Below are 237 nucleotides of genomic sequence, written 5' to 3'. Positions count from 1 at the left end.
TACACGACGTTGTCGGCGTTGTCGTAATCGAGACCGACCCATTTCATGCCGTCGAGGATGATGTTGACGGATTCGGCGGTGGAACGCGCCAAGTCAGTGTCTTCGATACGCAATAGGAACTCGCCTTTATGATGGCGGGCAAACGCCCATGAAAACAAGGCGGTGCGTACGCCGCCGATGTGCAGGTAGCCGGTGGGGCTGGGGGCGAAACGGGTTTTGACGGTCATGATGGCTCCA

General features: G+C 57.8%; 1 protein-coding gene. It reads right to left on the bottom strand.

Going from position 1 to position 237, the window contains the following annotated elements; all coding sequences use genetic code 11:
* Positions 1-227, bottom strand: a 227-nt coding sequence (locus tag HMPREF2907_RS05715; protein WP_318259022.1) for a glutamate--tRNA ligase family protein, incomplete at its 3' end; no start/stop codon positions are given.
* Between the last annotated feature and the right edge of the window lie 10 nt (positions 228-237).

Source organism: Neisseria sp. HMSC055H02 (genome assembly GCF_001813335.1).
Lineage (GTDB): Bacteria > Pseudomonadota > Gammaproteobacteria > Burkholderiales > Neisseriaceae > Neisseria > Neisseria sicca_C.
This window is presented reverse-complemented; position numbering and strand designations above follow the sequence as displayed.